The following is a 546-nucleotide window of genomic DNA, read 5'->3' as shown; positions in this document are numbered from 1 at the left end:
ATATGCTTTCCCAATGGGATTGTATTCTCGTTTGAGAGATTACTCCAACAGATATATTGTAGTACGCCCACTTTAACCTAGCATATAAAAGTAGACTAAAACGCGTCACTGGTTATGATCTTTTTCTATTTTTGAGATGAATTAAATGCTTTTCACTTAAGCGTGAAAAATAGCAGCAGCGATATAAGATTTTACGTACTAAATAGTTATAAAATCTTTTTATATATGGAACCAATTCACCCTTTATAATATAAAACTTCCTTCTTTAAAATTTTACACCATGCAATGGTATAATAAAAATAGAAGGGATTAAAAGAGATAAAATAGGGAGCTAATAAAATAAAAGGCCCCGTTAAACGAGGCCTTAGTGTTTTTTGTCTTCATAATTGCGTTATTTACGAAATTAGAACTTGTATGCAACACCAACACGGAAATCATTGGTTTTATAAGCTATTTTATCCCCGTCCTTTACAAATGCTTGTTTAGCGTAATCTGATTAACGTTATTCTTCACGCAACAGAACAGTGTCTGTCATTGCAAAGTCAA

General features: G+C 32.1%; 1 pseudogene. It reads right to left on the bottom strand.

From position 1 onward, the window contains the following. Positions 1-403: 403 nt before the first annotated feature. Positions 404-546: pseudogene (locus tag ACFINC_RS11835) on the bottom strand (hemin-binding protein E); the annotation flags it as partial.

It is taken from the genome of Bartonella sp. AP58NXGY (assembly GCF_042195785.1).
Taxonomy (GTDB): Bacteria; Pseudomonadota; Alphaproteobacteria; order Rhizobiales; family Rhizobiaceae; genus Bartonella.
This window is presented reverse-complemented; position numbering and strand designations above follow the sequence as displayed.